The 17756-nt window shown below is 43.8% G+C and carries 18 protein-coding genes; 11 read left to right on the top strand and 7 right to left on the bottom strand.

The annotated features are described in order from the left end of the window. The 4 genes from PHE24_06090 to PHE24_06075 all read right to left on the bottom strand — a co-directional run. Window positions 1-801, bottom strand: an 801-nt coding sequence (locus PHE24_06090; protein ID MDD4902675.1) for a glycosyltransferase family 39 protein, incomplete at its 3' end; no start/stop codon positions are given. Further along, the gene (locus PHE24_06085) at window positions 788-1534 is read right to left on the bottom strand and encodes a glycosyltransferase family 2 protein (GenBank protein ID MDD4902674.1); all 747 of its coding nucleotides are present in this window, start codon (window positions 1532-1534) and stop codon (window positions 788-790) included. The genes PHE24_06085 and PHE24_06090, both read right to left, overlap by 14 nt. 3 nt (window positions 1535-1537) lie before the next feature. Beyond that, window positions 1538-2164, bottom strand: coding sequence for a class I SAM-dependent methyltransferase (locus PHE24_06080; protein ID MDD4902673.1), 627 nt, complete (start codon window positions 2162-2164; stop codon window positions 1538-1540). 225 nt (window positions 2165-2389) lie between these two features. Beyond that, window positions 2390-3235 (bottom strand): glycerophosphodiester phosphodiesterase family protein, encoded by an 846-nt coding sequence (locus PHE24_06075; protein MDD4902672.1) that lies wholly within the window; start codon window positions 3233-3235, stop codon window positions 2390-2392. A 116-nt stretch (window positions 3236-3351) separates the two neighbouring features. Here PHE24_06075 and PHE24_06070 point away from each other — a divergent pair, with 116 nt between their 5' ends. From PHE24_06070 to PHE24_06045, 6 genes are read left to right on the top strand one after another with little or no spacing between them, the layout of a single operon-like run. Beyond that, window positions 3352-3975, top strand: coding sequence for an HAD-IA family hydrolase (locus PHE24_06070; GenBank protein ID MDD4902671.1), 624 nt, complete (start codon window positions 3352-3354; stop codon window positions 3973-3975). Next, entirely contained in the window at window positions 3962-4285 is a 324-nt protein-coding gene (locus PHE24_06065; GenBank protein ID MDD4902670.1) for a hypothetical protein, read from the top strand. Before PHE24_06070 ends, PHE24_06065 begins: the two co-directional genes overlap by 14 nt. A 12-nt stretch (window positions 4286-4297) precedes the next feature. After that, window positions 4298-5068 carry a glycosyltransferase family 2 protein gene (locus tag PHE24_06060; GenBank protein ID MDD4902669.1) on the top strand — a complete coding sequence of 257 codons (771 nt, stop codon included), beginning with the start codon at window positions 4298-4300 and terminating at the stop codon, window positions 5066-5068. After that, entirely contained in the window at window positions 5043-5852 is an 810-nt protein-coding gene (locus tag PHE24_06055; protein ID MDD4902668.1) for a hypothetical protein, read from the top strand. The genes PHE24_06060 and PHE24_06055 overlap by 26 nt, the downstream gene beginning before the upstream one ends. Next, complete coding sequence (locus PHE24_06050) at window positions 5843-6832, top strand: WavE lipopolysaccharide synthesis family protein (protein MDD4902667.1); 990 nt, start codon at window positions 5843-5845, stop codon at window positions 6830-6832. Before PHE24_06055 ends, PHE24_06050 begins: the two co-directional genes overlap by 10 nt. A 17-nt stretch (window positions 6833-6849) precedes the next feature. Further along, window positions 6850-7617: a DUF268 domain-containing protein gene (locus tag PHE24_06045; GenBank protein MDD4902666.1), complete on the top strand. Its 768-nt coding sequence runs from the start codon at window positions 6850-6852 to the stop codon at window positions 7615-7617. Window positions 7618-7762: 145 nt separating this feature from the next. Here PHE24_06045 and PHE24_06040 read toward each other — a convergent pair whose 3' ends face one another. The 3 genes from PHE24_06040 to PHE24_06030 all read right to left on the bottom strand — a co-directional run bounded on the left by PHE24_06040 (window position 7763) and on the right by PHE24_06030 (window position 13236). Next, window positions 7763-8758 carry a hypothetical protein gene (locus tag PHE24_06040; GenBank protein MDD4902665.1) on the bottom strand — a complete coding sequence of 332 codons (996 nt, stop codon included), beginning with the start codon at window positions 8756-8758 and terminating at the stop codon, window positions 7763-7765. Window positions 8759-8808: 50 nt separating this feature from the next. Beyond that, the gene (locus PHE24_06035; protein MDD4902664.1) at window positions 8809-11619 is read right to left on the bottom strand and encodes a fibronectin type III domain-containing protein; all 2811 of its coding nucleotides are present in this window, start codon (window positions 11617-11619) and stop codon (window positions 8809-8811) included. A 702-nt stretch (window positions 11620-12321) separates the two neighbouring features. Next, window positions 12322-13236, bottom strand: a complete 915-nt coding sequence (locus PHE24_06030) for a hypothetical protein (GenBank protein MDD4902663.1) — start codon at window positions 13234-13236, stop codon at window positions 12322-12324. Between the two features lie 226 nt (window positions 13237-13462). Between PHE24_06030 and PHE24_06025 the strand changes: the two genes are divergently transcribed. The 5 genes from PHE24_06025 to PHE24_06005 all read left to right on the top strand — a co-directional run. Next, the gene (locus PHE24_06025; protein ID MDD4902662.1) at window positions 13463-14506 is read left to right on the top strand and encodes a glycosyltransferase family 61 protein; all 1044 of its coding nucleotides are present in this window, start codon (window positions 13463-13465) and stop codon (window positions 14504-14506) included. 43 nt (window positions 14507-14549) lie between these two features. Then, on the top strand, window positions 14550-15803 hold the full coding sequence (locus PHE24_06020) for an oligosaccharide flippase family protein (protein ID MDD4902661.1): 1254 nt from the start codon (window positions 14550-14552) through the stop codon (window positions 15801-15803). A 24-nt stretch (window positions 15804-15827) separates the two neighbouring features. Continuing rightward, window positions 15828-16499: a hypothetical protein gene (locus PHE24_06015; protein MDD4902660.1), complete on the top strand. Its 672-nt coding sequence runs from the start codon at window positions 15828-15830 to the stop codon at window positions 16497-16499. A gap of 33 nt (window positions 16500-16532) precedes the next feature. Beyond that, window positions 16533-17288 (top strand): hypothetical protein, encoded by a 756-nt coding sequence (locus tag PHE24_06010; GenBank protein MDD4902659.1) that lies wholly within the window; start codon window positions 16533-16535, stop codon window positions 17286-17288. Beyond that, window positions 17270-17756: hypothetical protein (locus tag PHE24_06005; protein MDD4902658.1), on the top strand; the 487-nt coding region annotated here is incomplete at its 3' end. The genes PHE24_06010 and PHE24_06005, both read left to right, overlap by 19 nt.

Here is a 17756-nt window from a genome sequence, read left to right as displayed (position 1 = left end):
GCCCACGCTATAGATCGGCGCTCCCGGTTGCTTCATGAAATAAGCGATCGGATACCAGATATTCAGCATATTCCCGGTCAGCACCGCCATCACTCCTTGGATCGCCAAATATTTGCGCGGCAACAGAATAATCGCCTTAAACCCCATGGTGGCGAAAAGGCTGAAAGAAAAATAAAGCTCATAACCGAGAAATAAAATAGCCGGCGCGGCCAAGATCAGAAACTGGTCGAATTTGCGCCGGCGGATATACCCGACTAAAGCGAAAATAAACACCGCGAAGATCAGCATCTGCGCTTGCGGCTTCATCAAAAAAGCGATTCCCAAAGGCAATCCCGCCCAGAAATAATTGCGCCGCGACTTGCCCTGGAGCAAAATATACAGGGTCAATAAAACAAAGAAGACAAATTGGCAGTCAATATACCCGGCGGTGAAAATAGCCACAAACCAGGGATGAAGCCAATAAAGAAGGGCAAATAGCTTATTGCACTTCAGGTTTTTCAGGATCAGCGTCAGCAAAATAAAATTACCGGCATCGAAGAAAAGGCTGATAAATTTAAACACCGCGGAAACATCCCAGCCGGTTATTTCTACCAGCCAGGAACAAAAAGCAAAGATCTGATATTGAATGGGAAAATATATGCCGCGAAAACCATGCGCCAGACCGGCGGACAGAACATTGTTTCCCCAGGTCGAATAAGCGTCAATGTCGTGCATCGCCGGATACCGCAGCAAAAAAAGGCGCGCCGCCAATCCCAAAATAAAGCCGGCCAGAAGAATAATCGATTGTTTACTTTTCAGCATGATGGTCCAAATATCTTATTAAAGCATTTTCGATGCCCAAGCGCATGGCGATGATCAGACATATCATCTTCATTCCCAAAGTAAAGGCTTTTTTCAAATCCCCCGTGACCGAACTTTTTCCGACCCGGTCCTTATAATTTATCGGGATCTGCACGCATTTCAGGCGAAGCAAATACCCCCGAATCATCATTTCCGGCCCGAAAAAATTGGATTTAACCATCAGGTACGGCGAAATTTTTTCCAAAGCAGTCCGCTTGATCAGCCGGAAAGTGCAGCCGACATCGGATAAATAATTGGTATTGAATAACACTTCGATCATTTTGGCGACAAACCAATTGCCCCAGCGTAAAAATCTGCCCATGTTCGCTCCCTCCCAGATATAATTTCTTATTGTTCTTGAGCCGTAAACAACGTCAACCTCCTCGGAGAAAACCAGAAACTTAAAAAGATCGGCCGCCAAAAAAGTGTCGTCCGGTTCGCAAACAACGATCAAGTCGCCGCTCGCTTCAGCCAAGCCGCGGCGGATAGCCTGGCCATAGCCCTGGACCGGTTCCGGAATTTCCCGCGCCGTCGTTTGTTTCACTTCCTCGGTTGTTCCGGCCGCGGCGTTATTGTTGATCACCAGAATCTCGTCCACCACCCCGAGGCGCTCAAAATCCCCGATGACTTTTTTGATCGAATCTTTTTCATTATAGGTCGGCAAGATCAGGCTTATTTTTTGACCATGATACATAAATTATTTTTCCGCGATGATTAACATCTGCTTGGCCATTGGCCGCCAGGGAAGCATCAAGTATATTTTGGTCAGCCAATACGATTTGGGCAAAAACGATTTAAAGCTAAAAGGCAAAAATCTTTTTTCAACTTTAACGATCTTGAATCCCCGGCTAACCAGCAGGTCCTTCAAGCTGACATCGCTGTAGGCTTTGACGTGAGTAAAATCATCCCAGTATTCGCGGCAGCAATAACGGATATTGGGCTGGATCAGAATTATTTTCCCGCCGGTCTTCAGCAATCTATTGGCCTGATCGAATAAAGCGTCCGTCTCGCCGGCGTTAAGATGCTCCAGCAAATTACTGGCCAAGATGGCATCAAGCGAATTGTCGGCTAAATTTATCCGGCCCAGAGGAGCGTTGATGAATTTCACTTCCGGGGAGCAAAAATTGGCGACTTCCGGATTGATGTCAGCGGCGTATTTTTTTTGCGCTTTGATCTGGTTGATCAGGTCGCCATAGCCCGCTCCCAACTCCAAAATTTCCGCCGTCGCCGGGATATAGCGTTGCAGATATTGGCTGATCGCCCGCCAAACTTTCTTCCGGGAGCGATCGAAGGTATAGCGCGAATTAAAATATTTTTGATTCATAAAAAACTGTTAGCGGCTTAAATCAAGGGAGTTGGGATCATAATGAATTGTATCAGCCCGAATTTTTTTGACAAGTGGCGGCCGCTGAAGATGGGATTCGGCGGAAAATCTGATCAGACTATGGCGGCAATCGATTAATTTAAAACGATTATTAAAAATCGCGGAAAAAAAGAGACCGCTCAAGCAATGGCAGTCTCCGGTGTTAAAATTTCTTTCTTTCCAAGCCTAGCAGGTCGTCAGTTTTTTGACTTCGTCGGGATAATCGGTGCAAACCAAGTCCGGACCGAACGCCAGGATCTCGCTGATCCGGCGGAATAATTTTTCCCTGGTCGCGGCATCCGGATGCGCCTCGCCGCCCAAAAGTCCGGGCGAAGTGGCGTGCAGTTCCGGCGTTACCAGACCGATCTTAAAACCGTTCCGGCGGCAAAAAGCGAAAACATCCGGCGAGTAAAAAATCTTTTTCCCTGAAGCATCGGATCTGTCCCATTCGTCCAGCCAAACCCAGTCAAAAATATCCCGATTGGCCGCAACCTCATCAAGCGAATACAAAGTTCCGTGCACCGCCTGGTTGTAGCGCTTAATATCATAAGAGTGGGCGACAGACGGCGCTAATTGCCACGCGGAATTTTTGGCTTTTAATTTCCGAGCGGTGGCAATTTTAACGTCAAAGATGATAAACCGCGTTGGATCGAATCCTGCCAGCTGACGAGACAAGATTTCCAAAACTTCATCTGTTTGATATTGCCCCTTAAGATGCAGAGCGCTTAACGGCGCCTGGCTCGCCATGATCGCCGCGATTAATTCTTCCAAAAAACAAAGACGGCAGCCGGCAAAACGCAATTCTTTTATTTCCGCCGCGCTTAATCCGGCCAATTTTCTTTTGTCTGAACCGCCCGAAATCGCCGAAAGATCGGGACTGTGAAAAATTACCAACTCTTTATCAAGCGTCAGCTGAACGTCGAATTCCAAACCATAGCCGCGCGAGAGCTGGTCGGCAAAAGCCTCCCAGGTGCTTTCGGGAAAATAATTTTTTCGGGAAGGATTTAATCCTCGATGAGTAATAATCTCCATAATCGTTGCTATTCTTAATTCTCTGCTTTTTTTTCCTGAAAGTCAAAAACGATTGACTTTGCCACCCATTATTGATAATCTAAAAATATAAAAACAACCGCTTTTCCGCTAAAACTATGATAATAAAAGCTGTCATCTTCGATCTGGACGGCGTGCTGGTAAATATGCCGGACGGCCACTACGAGGCTCTGAACCATGCCCTGAGCTTATTCGGCGCGCAAATCAAGCGCGAAGAACACGAGTCTTTTTTCAATGGCTTGCCGACCTCAAAAAAATTGGAAAAGCTGGAAGAAATGAACCGGCTGCCTGCCGGCCTGCGCGATTTCATCAACGCGATAAAACAAAAACATACCAAGGAAATAATCCCGAAATATTGCACGCCTGATTATTCGAAAATAATCATGCTGAAGCATCTAAGAAAGCGGGGCTATAAACTCGCCTGCTGTTCCAATTCGATCAGAGAAACTTTGCATTTGATGCTGGAAGCGGCGCTCTTAAAAGAGCATTTCGACCTGATACTCGGCAACGATGAAATTGCCAATCCTAAGCCGCATCCGGAAATTTATCTGACCGCTTTCAAAAGACTGGGGATCAAACCGCCGGAAGCGATCATTGTCGAAGACGCGGCGCCGGGCATCGCCGCGGCCCGCGCCAGCGGAGCGATAGTTTACGAAGTGCGCGGCGTCCATGATGTAAATTTATCTTTATTTGAAAAACTTTTTGCCGATGAAAATTTTTAAATTAAGCAAGTTCATTCGCGGCTGGATCATCGGAAATTTTGAGGGCGGCCTCATCAAGACCGATCAATTTGAACTTTGCCTCCGGAAATACCAAGCCGGCGACGCGGAGCAAAAACATTATCACCGGATCGCCGAAGAAATCACGGCTGTCGCTTCCGGCGTTTTCGCGATGAACGGCCGGACAATCACCGAAGGCGACGTGGTTTCCTTGGAGCCCGGCGAACCGGCCGATTTTGAATGCCTGCGGTCCGGCTACACCGTCGTCATCAAAATGCCGGGAGCCGCTAATGATAAATATCTAACTAAATAATCAATAAATTTTATGCTGAACATCGTGATACCCATGGCCGGCCGCGGCTCAAGATTTCAAGCGGCGGGATACACTTTTCCCAAACCGCTGATCGATATCAAGGGAAAAACCATGATTGAAGTCGCGGTCGATAATCTTCGCCCGAAATGCGAACACAAATTTATTTTCATCTGCCAAAAAGAGCATTGCGAAAAATACGATCTTTATCATATTTTGCAAAACGCTTCCAAAAATAAATTCGAAATAGTCCAAGTTGATGGCGACCACGGCGGAGCGGCCTGCGCGGTCTTATTGGCCAGCCGGCTTATCAATAACGACGTCGATGATTTGCTGATCGCCAATGCCGACCAATTCATCGAGATCGACATCAATGATTTTATCGCCAAGGGCCGAAAACCCGGAATCGACGGCTTGATCATGACCTTCTCCTGCGCCCACCCCAAATGGAGCTACGCCCGGACGGATAAAAACGGCAAGGTGATTGAAACCGCGGAAAAACGCTTGATTTCCAATAACGCGACCGTGGGCATTTATTATTTCAAGAGCGGAAAAAAATTCGTGGACGGGGCGCAGGCGATGATCAAAAAAAATATTCGCACCAATAACGAATTCTACGTCTGCCCCGTTTATAACGAGATGATCTTGGCTGACGATAATGTCGGCATCTATAATATCAGCGCGGAACAAATGCACGGCCTGGGGACGCCGGAGGATCTTAACCAATATTTGAGTTACCTGGACAATAAAAATAGGCAAGATGGCGGCAATAAAAAAGTTTCTTAAAATACGGCTGGCGCCGATGATCGTCTCTGCCGCCAAAAAAATGGCGCTGGTTTTGCCATTGGTTAAAGACCGCGCCGTGCTTGGCCGCAATGCCTGCCTGGGAAACGACCTGCTGCGGCTGCGGCGGAAAAACGGCGAAAAAATAATCGCCATCAATCAGCAAAAAGTCCGGGTTGATCTTTTTTTGGAATGGCTGGCGGGAAAACCGCGCCCCCAAAGCCGCCTGGCCAAAAAATATTTCCGCGATCCGGCGATCTATGAACACCTGAAACAGCAGGAAAAGCTGCCCTGGCTCGCGATCAAAAATATCAAATACTTGGCGATGGATTCCTTCGCCGAATTGACCGACAAAAAATTTACCAGCCTGGCGGGCGGCTGGTCGTTCTGCTGCCACTTCGGCGATCTCGATATTAATGAAGAATTTAAAAATAATTTTAAAATCGAGGGCGCTTTGCCTTTGGAATTGTTGGAAGAATATTACCGCGCTTTTTTCGCCTGGTTTGCCGGCCGCTATCCGGAAAAAAATGTTTTTTTTCTCCATTATCCTTGCTTTTTTGACCGGCGGCCGGAATACCGCGCCCGCGGCGCCGCCATTTTGGAAACAATGGAAAAAATCGCCGCCGATCAGCCTTTTATAAAAAATATTTATTTGGAAGAGACGGAAATCTCCGCCAAGGAAAAAGAAGACGAATTCCCCTACCACTACGCCCGGGAAGTTTACGAAAAACTAAATAAAAAGTGGGATGAAATTTTAAAAAACCAAACTGCTAAGCTATGCCAATAAAAAAATATCTGCTGGAGCTGGGGAAAAAAATTATTTATCAAGCCGAGAAGCTATCCGGCTTTTTATTTACTTACCAGCTGCGCCCGATCAGCGCGGAAAAAGTAAAAATGAACCCGGTAATTTTTTCCGTTCTGCCGCCTTGCGCCATCGTGATGCAGGGGCGGATCCTCGCGGAAAAAAATTTCACCCGGGAAACCCTGAAAATCTATCGCCGCAATTTTCCCGCCGCCATCTTTATTCTTTCCACTCAAGAAGGTGAAAATCCGGAAGATCTTGATCAAATAAAAAAACTCGGCGTGGAAATAATCATCAACAAAAAACCGGCTTATGGCGGGATAGGAAACGTCAACTACCAGATAATTTTATCTTCTGCCGGCATGAAAAGAGCCAAAGAGATGGGCGCGGAATATGCCCTGAAAACCCGGACCGATCAGCGATTTTACAGCCCTTCCTGTCTGGAATATTTCATCAACCTGCAAAAATCTTTTCCCATTCCGCCCGGTTACGGGCAAAAAGAAAGAATTATCGGCATCAGCCTGGATACTTTCCGCAACCGGCTGCACGAGATTTCCGATATGCTGGTTTTCGGGCAGATCGACGATATGCTTATTTACTGGAATATCCCGCTGGAAACTCCGGAATACGCCGCCGCTTTAGCGGCCGAAAACGCCAAAGTTGCCGCCGGAAAAAGAGAGGCGATCAAAGAAGGCGAATTCCCTTTATGCGAAAAAAAATTTACCGCCCATTTTTTGACAGCGATCGGCCGACCGCCCATTTGGACTCGCGAGGATTCCTATCAAACCCTGGCCGATCATTTCTGCATCGTCGATGCCGACGACCTGGATCTTTACTGGCATAAATACGCCCGCCTGCGCGAACGCCGCCATTATTTTTACGATCAGGAAAATTCCGGCGATAAACAAGAATTATCTTTCGCCGAGTGGCTGAACATCTATTCCGCCTTCCATAATAAAAATTAACAGAAAATCAATTCAATATGAATATTCCCAAACAACTTAAAAAGTCACGATTACTGCGCCAAAATTTTCGCCTGATCAGAAAAAAAATATTTTGGGCAAAATCATATTTTTCTTTTATCATTGACTTTCTTTCTTTTAAAAAAAATAATGATGCCAGGTTTCCTCTTAGATGGTCCAATCGTTTTCCTTGCCTCGGAGAAGCTACCGCGACGACTAACTTTGACGCGCATTATATTTATCATCCGGCCTGGGCGGCGAGAATTTTGGCTCAAACCAAGCCGGAATTTCATGTCGACATCTCCTCGTCATTAACGTTCTGCTCGCTTGTCTCTGCTTTTTTGCCGGTAAAATTCTTCGATTATCGCCCTGCCAATCTTAAATTATCCGGGCTGGAATGCAATCACGCCGATTTATTAAAACTCCCCTTCCCTGATAATAGCGTCAAATCGCTTTCCTGCATGCACACCATTGAGCATGTCGGGTTGGGGCGCTATGGCGACCCGATCGACCCGATCGGAGACTTGAAAGCGATGGCCGAATTAACCAGAGTTTTGGCACCCGGAGGAAATTTTCTTTTTGCCGTACCGATCGGCCAACCGAAATTAATGTTCAACGCCCATCGGATTTATTCTTACCAAATGATCATTGACGCTTTTAAAGATTTAAAATTAAACAATTTTACCTTGATTCCCTCCGCAAACAATCGCGAGCCGAACTTTTCCGCGACCAAAGAAGATTCCGACAAGGAAAATTACGCCTGCGGCTGTTTTTGGTTCACGAAATAATCAATCCATATTCGAAACTTTTACATCGCACTCACTTAAATCGGGACAATATCCTGATTTTTTATTTCCATAAATAATTGTGGTGCCAAAGAAAAAAGCGAGGCTGATGTGCCTCGCTCGTTGATTGTGAAATTATTTTTCCCGCCTAGGGCAGAATAATTGTTCGGACCAAAGAACCGTCGCTTATTTTTCGGAATTCTACTTTTGTACTGTCAGTCTTGGAAGCCAAAACCGATATTTCCTGTAAGCCGTCGTTATTAATATCAGAGACGGTAACCTTTTTCGGCGTCCACTGGGCATTAAAGAACGTAATTTTTTTCAACTGCTCGCTAGTGTTACCATCAAAGATAACGACAATCGGATTGCCAGTACTTTTTTCCTGAGCCAGACCAACGATTTCCGGATAACCGTTATTGTTCATGTCAGGAAGTGAAGTGATATTAATGTAATTATTAACAATCGGATAATATAATTGCCCAATTTCAGCAACCGATAACGCTCTGTTATAGAACCTCACTTCATCGAGCTTGCCATTATAATATCCGCCGCGAACATTAGCTACTCTACATAAACCGAATTCAACGTTATATGAATTATCCATGTTTATCGCCCCAACCGTTGAGGCCACCGTCCCACGCAAAGTATCATCAACATAAACACTATAATTAATGCCATCTTTAACTACAACGACATTGTGCCAGCATCCTTGTGAATAGTCAGTAGTGTATGGCGGCCAAACAACTTTACTGGAGTTTTCCGCTCCATAAAAATTAATTCTTTTTGTAGACCACGGAACGATTTCAACATCAAAGCCATTAACATCTCCCACTCTTTTGGTAATAACTGACGCTGATTGACTTAAATTCGTGTAATTAAGCCATAGGGAAATGGTAAAATTTCCCGTACCAAAATTAAAGAGATAATTGGTATTAATGGTGGAATTGGTGCCGTTGAACACCGCGCACTGGCCATAAGCTCCGGCCGTATCATAGATGATATTATAAGCCGTGCCGTTGTGGCCGTTAGGGCTATGGTCGTTGACATCGCCATTAAGCGGATAATAGGCCACCAAACCGCTATCCAAATAAGCCTGCGAAGCGGAAAACATCCATCCAACCAAAAACAACATTGCAGTTAGCATACGCATAACGGAAACTCCTTTTGAAAGTATGATAATTGTTGATTGAGCAATTAGCGAATAAGGGTGTCACCGGAATAATATCTGGTCTCGATCTTGGCCGTATCGCCTTTATTCCCCAGCATCGTGAACTCCGGCAAGCCGTCGTTATTCAAATCAATGATCGGCATAAAGGAATTCGGCATAGTGCCGGAACTAAAGAACGCAATAGTCGTCACCACCCTCATGCCATCGCCACTCTTAATATAAACCACTGGACGATTAGTAAGGCTATCGGTTGCCAAAAGAGCTAATTCCGGCTGGCCATCATTATCCAGGTCAGGCAAAAAATCCATATCCTCAAATCCTTTGATTGAACTAATCGCCTGCAACCACGGAGTAAAAACCGACAATGCATCAGTGGGCGAGGAATAATAATTGCCAAACACTGAAACAACCTGATAGGCGTATTGGCTTTGCTGGTTAACTTGTATATCAACCAGCGAATCAGCCGCTACATAAGCAAGGTAAGAGCCGTCCCGATACACCCGATAACCATTAACTCCGGCGACAGTATTCCAGCCCAAAACAACTCGTGAATCAGTTACTTGCCGCGCCGCCAAATTTACGGGAGCAAGCAAAGGGTTGGTTGTTGCGGCCAGCGGGCCGACTAAAGGAGAAACCTCCGCGCCCACCGCCGATCTAAGCCAATAATACCAATTCCCGCCCGGACTTAGCCCGGCTTGGGCATAATTAGTTCCAGAAGTAGAACCGATAAATTGAGCGGTAAGCGAATCGTTAATCGGGCTGGCGTAAATACAATAGAACGCGGCCACGCTGTCAGGATTATTACCCTGCCAGCTTAAATTGACCCGATCATAAGATGCCGTGCTCGCTTGAAAATTACTCGGCTGGTTTAAAACGAAAGTCTGCTTATTCAACCCGATGTCAACAACTCTGATAAAAGTTGTGTCGCCGCTTGAATTATTTAGTGCCACCATCAGCTTGGGACTTCCAGCTGATCCCGCCAAAGAATTTGGGATGTAGTTCCCCAAAGAAAACATTTTTAAAATCCGATTATTGCCCAAATCCGAAATCGATACCAGCACGCTGTCGTCTCCCTTCTTATAAAGATAGGCGGCTTCAGCATAACCGTTCGAATCCAAATCCGGCAACATAACAAAATCGGAATAGACATTTTTCTTGAAAGGAATGGAGGCAAACACCGGCGCGGAAATACTGGAATTCACGTCGGAGTGTGCCCTGACCTTATAAGAGTAGGTTTTCCCCACCTCAACCGTGCTATCGACATAGAATGTATCATTGGCCGAATTAACCCATTGCTGGCCACCGTTCAAAAAACGATAAAGCCAGTAGTTATAGATCGTTCCCAAAGATTTTTTCCACGCCAATCTAACCTTATCCGGCTTAACTTCTACGATCCGAAAACTATCCGGTGCCATAAAAGTTGTCGTAGTAGCCGAAGCTATATTTGAATAATCCGAAACGGAATTATTCAAAACCGCGGAAACGCGATAATAATAAGTTGTTCCAGGCTGTCCGCCGACATCGACAAAACTCGGCGAACCCGGCGAAATTACTAACGACTGATCGGAAAGATCCGACGCTAAGCCGCGATAAACTCGATACGACGCATTCGCATTCTGGCATGTCCAAGCCAAGCTCACCGAGCCGTTGGAATTGACCGCTGTCAAATTCGCCGGTGGATAAACATAGTTGGCCATCGTCACCGAAGTCATCGTCGAGAATCCTGATTCACTACCATTGTGGTTGACCGCCTTAGACCAAAAATAGTAAGTCAAGGCTGGATTAAGGTTATAGACTGCCTGTTCGGTATAAGGCGTAATTGCCGTATAAACCGCCTGATCGGAATTACTCGCTGTTCCCACGAACAATTTGTAATTGGCGATGTTATTCGGGTTATTCGTACCGACGCTCCAGCGGACTTTAACCTGGTCACTACTGACAAACACACAGTTCAAATCGCTTGGCGGCGTTGGAATTGATCCATCGCCCGGCAAACCTTGAGTGGTCACCGAAGCACAATCGGAATAATCTGATAGCTCACTGCCCACTGCCGCTTTTACCCAATAATAATATTTTGTAGTTGGACTTAAATTTCCATCATTGTAACTATTATTATTGGTGGAAGCTATTTCATATGCCGAACTTGCGGATTGACTTGTCGAGCGATAGACGTGATAGGCCAAATTGGAAGCAGTATTCAAACCCTGATCCCAACTTAACGTCACACTATTTTGCGTCACTGAATTAACCGCCAAATTTCCCGGCTTAGCAAGGTCCATGCCTGCTATCCTGACAATTCCATCGCTCTCAACGGTAAAATGTTTCGTGGCAATTGAACGCCAATCATCCACATCGTCGCTGTTTGTTTTATCAACGTCGATGTAAACGCGGAATTCATCGTTGCCCGCAGGCACGCCATTCCAAAATGGATAAAAATGAGAATAATTCCAAGTGCCATTAACTGTTCTCCAATTGTCGGCAAATTCCCACATTTTTTGTCCATTACAATACGCCTCAACCTTAAAGCGATGGTTAATTGCCACGTTGGTCAGCTCTGTTAAGCAACAGACGTGCTCGTTTTCACCAAATACAGATCTGATATTATCAGGATCTAAGTCACCGGTTGTTAATCCCGCTTTTACTTTTTCACAAATCCAAGAATCGACATAGGTAAAACCAGAAATCGAACCTGACTGAACATGGTCAGCGATAAAACCGGTTGGATCAATGTAGCCGTTATCTGTTATGCTTTGCTGACTAACATAATAACCGCAACCATTCCTGGCCGTTGAGGGGAATTGCGTTGACGGGTTAAAAACCATAGCCTCAAAATGCAAATGCCCCTCCTCCTGTCTAATAGTCCCTATTTTTTGCCCCCTGCAAACAAAATCACCTTCATTAAATGAACCGTCATAATTTATATGGGTATATTGAAAACCAATATATTTTGACGTTTTATACAAAGCGGGCGGATTAGTACCGGACAAAAAATATTTAGTGAAGTCAGTTACGTTTTCTAATTCACAAAGAATAACAATAGAATACCCCAAACTTCCATGATATATTCTGACTACTTTTCCACTAGCAACTGCGTAAACGGGTTTGTATGCATCTGCGCCACTAGTTAGATTCCAATCCTCCCCGGGATGAAAAACGTTTCCACTACCACAATTTTGATTTACCCCTAACAATGGGCAAGACGCCAGTTCGTTGCCAAATCCATTCCCATCAGTATTCCAACCATAATAACGTGGATTATAGATATTGCCAGCTACGCCAAGCGGGCTCTCATTCTCCCCTAACACGGGATAAATGAAGTATTTTGCAATTTCTGCATTAGCCAAACCAAAACAAAAAACAACGTAAAACATTGTCATCAGTTTCATAGCTACCTTCCTTTCAGTTTAGGGTTAAAATCATTCTTATTGTATTTAGTTTTAAAGAGCATTTGAGAGCCACTCTCCTTTCTATTTTTGGTCTCCAAGCTTCTTGCAAAACTTGCCTAATAGCACAAAAATGCAATTAAGTAAATTTTATAATTATTTATTCAAAACTATCGAATCGGCAATCTTACCAAGTAAAATAAAATTATCATTAATTTTTTTAGTAGGATTTTTTATTAGCTGATCAATCCTGTCTCGAGTGGCATAATTAAAATCATCCCATTCTTTGTTTGGGAAACTGGCATTCGGATGATCCAAATAATAAGCCGTTTTCCAAGCATCTAATTCTTTATTTAAATCTGGAAGCAAATTATGCGCCAGAATAACAGCGGATCCTGATCGCAAAATTAAAATCGAACTGCCAATGCGCGGAATTGCCTCATAGCCCTGCTCTATCCCTATAACATAAAAAATTGTATAACCATCTTTCTTGACCACCCCACAAAGATTGGGATTGCTGAATGAGTGTGGCAAATAAAAAAAGTCCGTGTCGTTTTTTTGAGAAGGACTGAAATAACTATTAAGTAAAGTGCAGGAAGAATTAGATAATAATTTTTCTGCAATTTTTTTTGACAATCCAACCACATCCATATCCGGCTGAGGCACCTTGTCATAAATTATTTTTCTCCCATAAATAGACACTTCTCCTTGGTCAACAAATCCATGCTCTTCAACTGAAAGACCGTTTGAATTTAAATATCCATTCATCAAAGCCACCGAAAGTAGTTCTGGATGTTTAAAGCTTATCCCGACTTCATCGTAATCATAAACATACCACCCCCCAATCTTGACCTCCTCTTTTTTCTCTGGTTCAATAACTTTTTCATTTTTTACCACCGTTGAGTTTGTGGCTACTTTTTCCGAACTTGTCGCAACATTATTCGTCACCGCTTCATTTTTTATTTTCGGTTTCACAGCTTTTTCAGTCTTATTTCTTTCCAAATTCAACCCGCAACCGGTTAATAAAACCGCCAGGCAAACTATTAAAATATAAATTTTTTTGTTTTTCATAAAAAAAACGGTTGATAACCCGACACATAATAATACGTAACATAACGATTTTTGTTACACTTCGCACTTTCGGCTGGAAATTTTACTTTAAATTATTTTCTAACTCTTGTCAAATCCGGTTATCTTCCCAATGACTAAATTCTATTCGTTCTTGCCTTCACTAATACTATATGATAAACTAAAAATGCCTTAAATTACCAAAAAAATACTTTTTACCATGCAATCTATGAACAAAGCCCTCCCCGAAAATATTAAGGAAAAAGACCTGTTTCGTTTTGATAAAAATATTGCCCGCCCCATACCGCCTCATGAAATAAAAGAAATTAACGATGTTTTTTTTAATTCAGACAACATAATCTTTAAAGATGGTAAAATACTTCCTGCTTCTTTCATCAACGGCACACTAGAATATTATTTTAAATTTCCTCGCGTAAATTTTAACATTACAAAAAGATATCTGGGATGGAAAAAATTTTTAGCTGATCCTTTTTTATTAACCAGCATGTTTTTCAAGAAAAAAATAATCATTACCGAACCCTGCCTTTGTTTTACGGATACTTGGAGTATCGGTTATTTCCACTGGCTTTTAGACGCTTTGCCGCGCCTGATAACGGCAGAAAAATACATCGATCAAACCTTAATCGTCTTGCCGGCAAAATATAAAAAAATTGGTTATGTTGCGGAAAGTCTCAAAATTTTCGGCATTAAGAATATCCGCTGGGTGGAAAACGGCGAAATTTTATTAATCAAAAAATTAATTGTCCCCAACCACTTAGCCCCTTCGGGAAATTATGATCCGGAAATAATGCAAAAATTAATCAAGAAGCTAAAAAATTACCAAACCGGTCAGCGATTGAATCTTGGCGATAAAATTTATCTCAGCCGGCAAAAGGCCAGAAGAAGAAAAATTAAAAATGAACGGGAAATACTGCCAATCTTCTCAAAATACGGCTTCAAAAAAATAATTTTGGAAAATTATAAATGGGAAGATCAAATCAGCATCTGCCAGAACGCCCGATATCTCACCAGCAATCATGGCGCCGGTCTTGCTAACTTGATTTTTATGGGCGAAGGCGGAAAAATTTTGGAATTGGGCGGCGGACAAAACCCATTCTATTGTTTTTTTTCTTTGGCGCAAAAAGTCAACCTCCGCTACTATTATCAGGTCTGCGGATATTCTTTCTCATTATCCAAAAAAGATAACCATAAAAATAACCTCATTGTCAACGCTGAAGAACTAGAAAAAAACATCAAGCTAATGCTTAGTTAGCTTGACCAGTTCGGACAACAGAGCATCTTCTTATCGTCCTAAAATGCCTTTACCAATTAAACAAAAATTAAAATCTCTGCTGATCTGGTCGCAACGCTGGACCAAGACGGACATGATCTACGCCGCCAAGGGCGGTTTTTGGATTACCTTTGAAAAAATAACTTTCAACGCCCTGGGCGCTGTCTCGATCATTGCTTTTGCCAATCTGCTTAGCCGGGAAAGCTATGGCATTTACCAATATATCCTGTCCGTGGCGGCGATGTTTTCAATCTTCAATCTTCCGGGCGTCGATACGGCGCTCACTTTCTCCGTCGCGGCCGGACGCGAGGGCTCGTATTTTGACGCTTTTAAAAGCAAGTTGAAATTCGGCTTGATCGCTACCTTGGTTTCGCTGTCTTTTTCCGTTTATTATTTTTGGCACGGAAATTCTGTTTTAGGATTGAGCTTTGCCATGGTCGGCGTCTTCTTGCCGATTGTCGAGGCTCTTTATCTTTACAACTCATTCTTGCTCGGCAAAAAACAATTCAAACATTACAGCTCGAACAATATTGCCGAAAAAATAATCTGTTCCAGTCTTATCATTATCGCCCTGTTCTTTACCAAGAGCGTTCCCCTGATAATTCTGGCTTTTTACGTGCCAAGAATGCTGATCAGGATTTATTTCATCATCAAATACTGGCGGCTGTTTCCGCCGAATAAAGAAAAAGATTCGGCCGTGATCGGATTCGGCAAGCACTTAACCATAATGAATGTCTTGGGCATTGTCTCTTCGCAAATTGACAATATTTTGGTTTTTCAATGGCTCGGCGCCGCTCCGGCGGCAATTTACGCCTTTGCTATCACTCCGATTTCCAAAATGCAGGATTTCATCATGGGCAATATCAATTCCCTGGCCATGCCTAAAGTAGGAGAAAAATCCGAGCTTGACCTGAAGAGGATCATTCCCAAAAAAGTGGCCAGATTGACCTTGCTCATCCTGCCGCTCGTCGCCGTTTATATCTTGGCCGCGCCTTTTATTTTTAAAATTCTTTTGCCCCAATACGCGCCGGCGGTGATTTATACGCAAATTTTATCGCTCACCCTGCTCTTCCAGCCCAAATCGCTTTTTTCCTTGGCGCTTACCGCCCAGACCAAGAAAAAAGAATTATATATCGCCAATACCTTGATTCCGGCGCTAAAAATAATCTTATTTTTCGCCTTATTGCCGTTTTTCGGGATCTGGGGGATGGTTGCGGCCATTGTTTTTTCCGAAGCGTTAAGCTGGCTGATCTTTGCCATCCTCTACAAAAAATCATAATTTTTTTAAACTCGATAATTGTTTATGTTAAGCGAACTGAAAAGCAAAGCCTGGGAGCGTTTGCTGGTTAGCAAGGTTATTTTTAAAAATCCTAAATATTTAAAATATCTTCTGGCCACTTTGCGGTCGCCCCTAAACAGCGGAATGCCCTGGCTGAACTTCGCCACCAAGGAATGGCTGGATAAAAACTTAAGCAAGGAAATGATTATTTTCGAATACGGCTGCGGCGGCTCGACGCTTTATTTTTCAGCCCGGGTTAAAAAAATAATTTCGGTCGAACATGACCGGACTTGGTATGAGGTGGTCAAAGAAAAATTGATAAAAAACAAAATAAACAACTGCGAACTATCTTGCTGTCCGCCGGAAGAAGCCCGGGCCGGAGTAAACAAACTATATTTAAGTTCCGATGAAAATTTTTCGAACAAAAGTTTTCAAAAATATATTGAAAAAATCAATGACTATCCGGATGATTCCTTTGACCTGATTATCGTTGACGGCCGCGCCCGCAACGGCTGTATCAGCAATCTTTTGCCGAAAATAAAGAATAACGGCTATGTTTTATTGGATAATTCCGAGAGGATGGAATACGAATTCGGCGCTGGATTGCTTGGTAGATTCGAGGTAAAAAAATTTTTCAGCCCCGGCTTTTATAGCAAAAATTCATGGGAAGCGAAAATCTGGCAGATCAAAAAATAATTTTTGCCGCGGAACTTCCTCCAAACACAAGCTATGGAAAATAAAAATTGCGCCATCGTTATTTCTTCCTGCGATGCCTATGCCGACGCCTGGGATCCTTTTTTTACTTTATTTTTCCGCTATTGGCCGGATTGCCCATTCCGCATTATTTTAATCAGCAACGGCCGGGAATATAACGATGCGCGCGTGACGACTTACAAAATCAAAAATGATCTGGGCTGGTCAGGCAATCTGATCGAGGCATTAAAGAATATCGGCGAAGATTATGTCATTTATTTTCAAGAAGATTATTTTTTGCGGAAAAAAGTGATTACTGAAAAGATTTTCGCGGCGTTAAAACTGATCGCGGAAACCCGGGCTGCCTATCTGCGGCTCTATCCCTGTCCCGGACCAGACCTGCCTTTTAACGATAGTCAGGAAATCGGGATGATCGGCCGCGGCGCCGCTTATCGCAACAGCACGCAAACGGCGATTTGGGATCGGCAAATCTTTCTGTCATTGCTTAAGGACGGAGAAACCGGCTGGGATTTCGAAACCGGCGGCGGCCTGGAGCGCTCCCGAAAAATCGATCAGCCTTTTCTTTCCTTCCGAGCGCCGGCCATTGATTATTTTTGCACCGCGATCTTGAAAGGAAAATATTTATATGATGCCGTCCGTTTCTGCCGCCGGGAAGGGATCAGGCTCGATCTTACCAAAAGAAAAGCGGAAAATTTCTTCGGATTTATCATCCGCAAAAGCGGACTGAAACAGAAACTTTATCCTTCAAAAAAATGGCTGCTAAAAAAGTAATCATCATCAATCACGGCGGCCAATTTGGCAATCAACTATGGAATTATGCCAGTGTTTACGCCTATTGTTTGGAAAAAGGCTACGACTGCCGTAATCCGGCTTTTTTCCATTACGCGCGATACTTTCCCAAGATCAAGACCGGTTTTCTGCCGAAATTTTTCTTCGGCCCGCTGTTTGGTTTTTTCCCAAAAAAAAGATTCTCGCTCAACCGGCTTTATGATTGTTATTTAAAAATAAGATTCGGCGCCAAACAATTGGCTCGCGCCGTAAAATCGAGCGATAAAAACGGCGGGATGGAGCTTTTTTTCCTGCCGCCGACCGAAAACAAAATCCCGCGGCAGGCCGAAGAATTAAAGGCCGCGGAAAACGCGGCCGGCGATATCCTTTTTTCCGGCTATGCCTTCAGGAATCCGGCGGGTTTGCTTAAATATCACGATCTATTGGCCGGATATTTCGCTCCCCGATCAA

The organism is Patescibacteria group bacterium, from assembly GCA_028707065.1.
Taxonomy (GTDB): domain Bacteria; phylum Patescibacteriota; class Patescibacteriia; order Patescibacteriales; family WJLG01; genus JAQTUZ01.
Note: the sequence above shows the minus strand (reverse complement) of the source record. Positions and strands in the feature narration are given on the sequence as shown.

Coding starts and splice junctions, on each gene's coding strand:
- PHE24_06040 (MDD4902665.1), bottom strand. CDS start 8,758: ATGCTAACTGCAATGTTGTTTTTGGTTGGATGGATGTTTTCCGCTTCG.
- PHE24_06075 (MDD4902672.1), bottom strand. CDS start 3,235: ATGGAGATTATTACTCATCGAGGATTAAATCCTTCCCGAAAAAATTAT.
- PHE24_06030 (MDD4902663.1), bottom strand. CDS start 13,236: ATGAAAAACAAAAAAATTTATATTTTAATAGTTTGCCTGGCGGTTTTA.
- PHE24_06045 (MDD4902666.1), top strand. CDS start 6,850: ATGAATATTCCCAAACAACTTAAAAAGTCACGATTACTGCGCCAAAAT.
- PHE24_06060 (MDD4902669.1), top strand. CDS start 4,298: ATGCTGAACATCGTGATACCCATGGCCGGCCGCGGCTCAAGATTTCAA.
- PHE24_06015 (MDD4902660.1), top strand. CDS start 15,828: ATGTTAAGCGAACTGAAAAGCAAAGCCTGGGAGCGTTTGCTGGTTAGC.
- PHE24_06070 (MDD4902671.1), top strand. CDS start 3,352: ATGATAATAAAAGCTGTCATCTTCGATCTGGACGGCGTGCTGGTAAAT.
- PHE24_06010 (MDD4902659.1), top strand. CDS start 16,533: ATGGAAAATAAAAATTGCGCCATCGTTATTTCTTCCTGCGATGCCTAT.
- PHE24_06085 (MDD4902674.1), bottom strand. CDS start 1,534: ATGTATCATGGTCAAAAAATAAGCCTGATCTTGCCGACCTATAATGAA.
- PHE24_06080 (MDD4902673.1), bottom strand. CDS start 2,164: ATGAATCAAAAATATTTTAATTCGCGCTATACCTTCGATCGCTCCCGG.
- PHE24_06050 (MDD4902667.1), top strand. CDS start 5,843: ATGCCAATAAAAAAATATCTGCTGGAGCTGGGGAAAAAAATTATTTAT.
- PHE24_06055 (MDD4902668.1), top strand. CDS start 5,043: ATGGCGGCAATAAAAAAGTTTCTTAAAATACGGCTGGCGCCGATGATC.
- PHE24_06025 (MDD4902662.1), top strand. CDS start 13,463: ATGAACAAAGCCCTCCCCGAAAATATTAAGGAAAAAGACCTGTTTCGT.
- PHE24_06065 (MDD4902670.1), top strand. CDS start 3,962: ATGAAAATTTTTAAATTAAGCAAGTTCATTCGCGGCTGGATCATCGGA.
- PHE24_06020 (MDD4902661.1), top strand. CDS start 14,550: ATGCCTTTACCAATTAAACAAAAATTAAAATCTCTGCTGATCTGGTCG.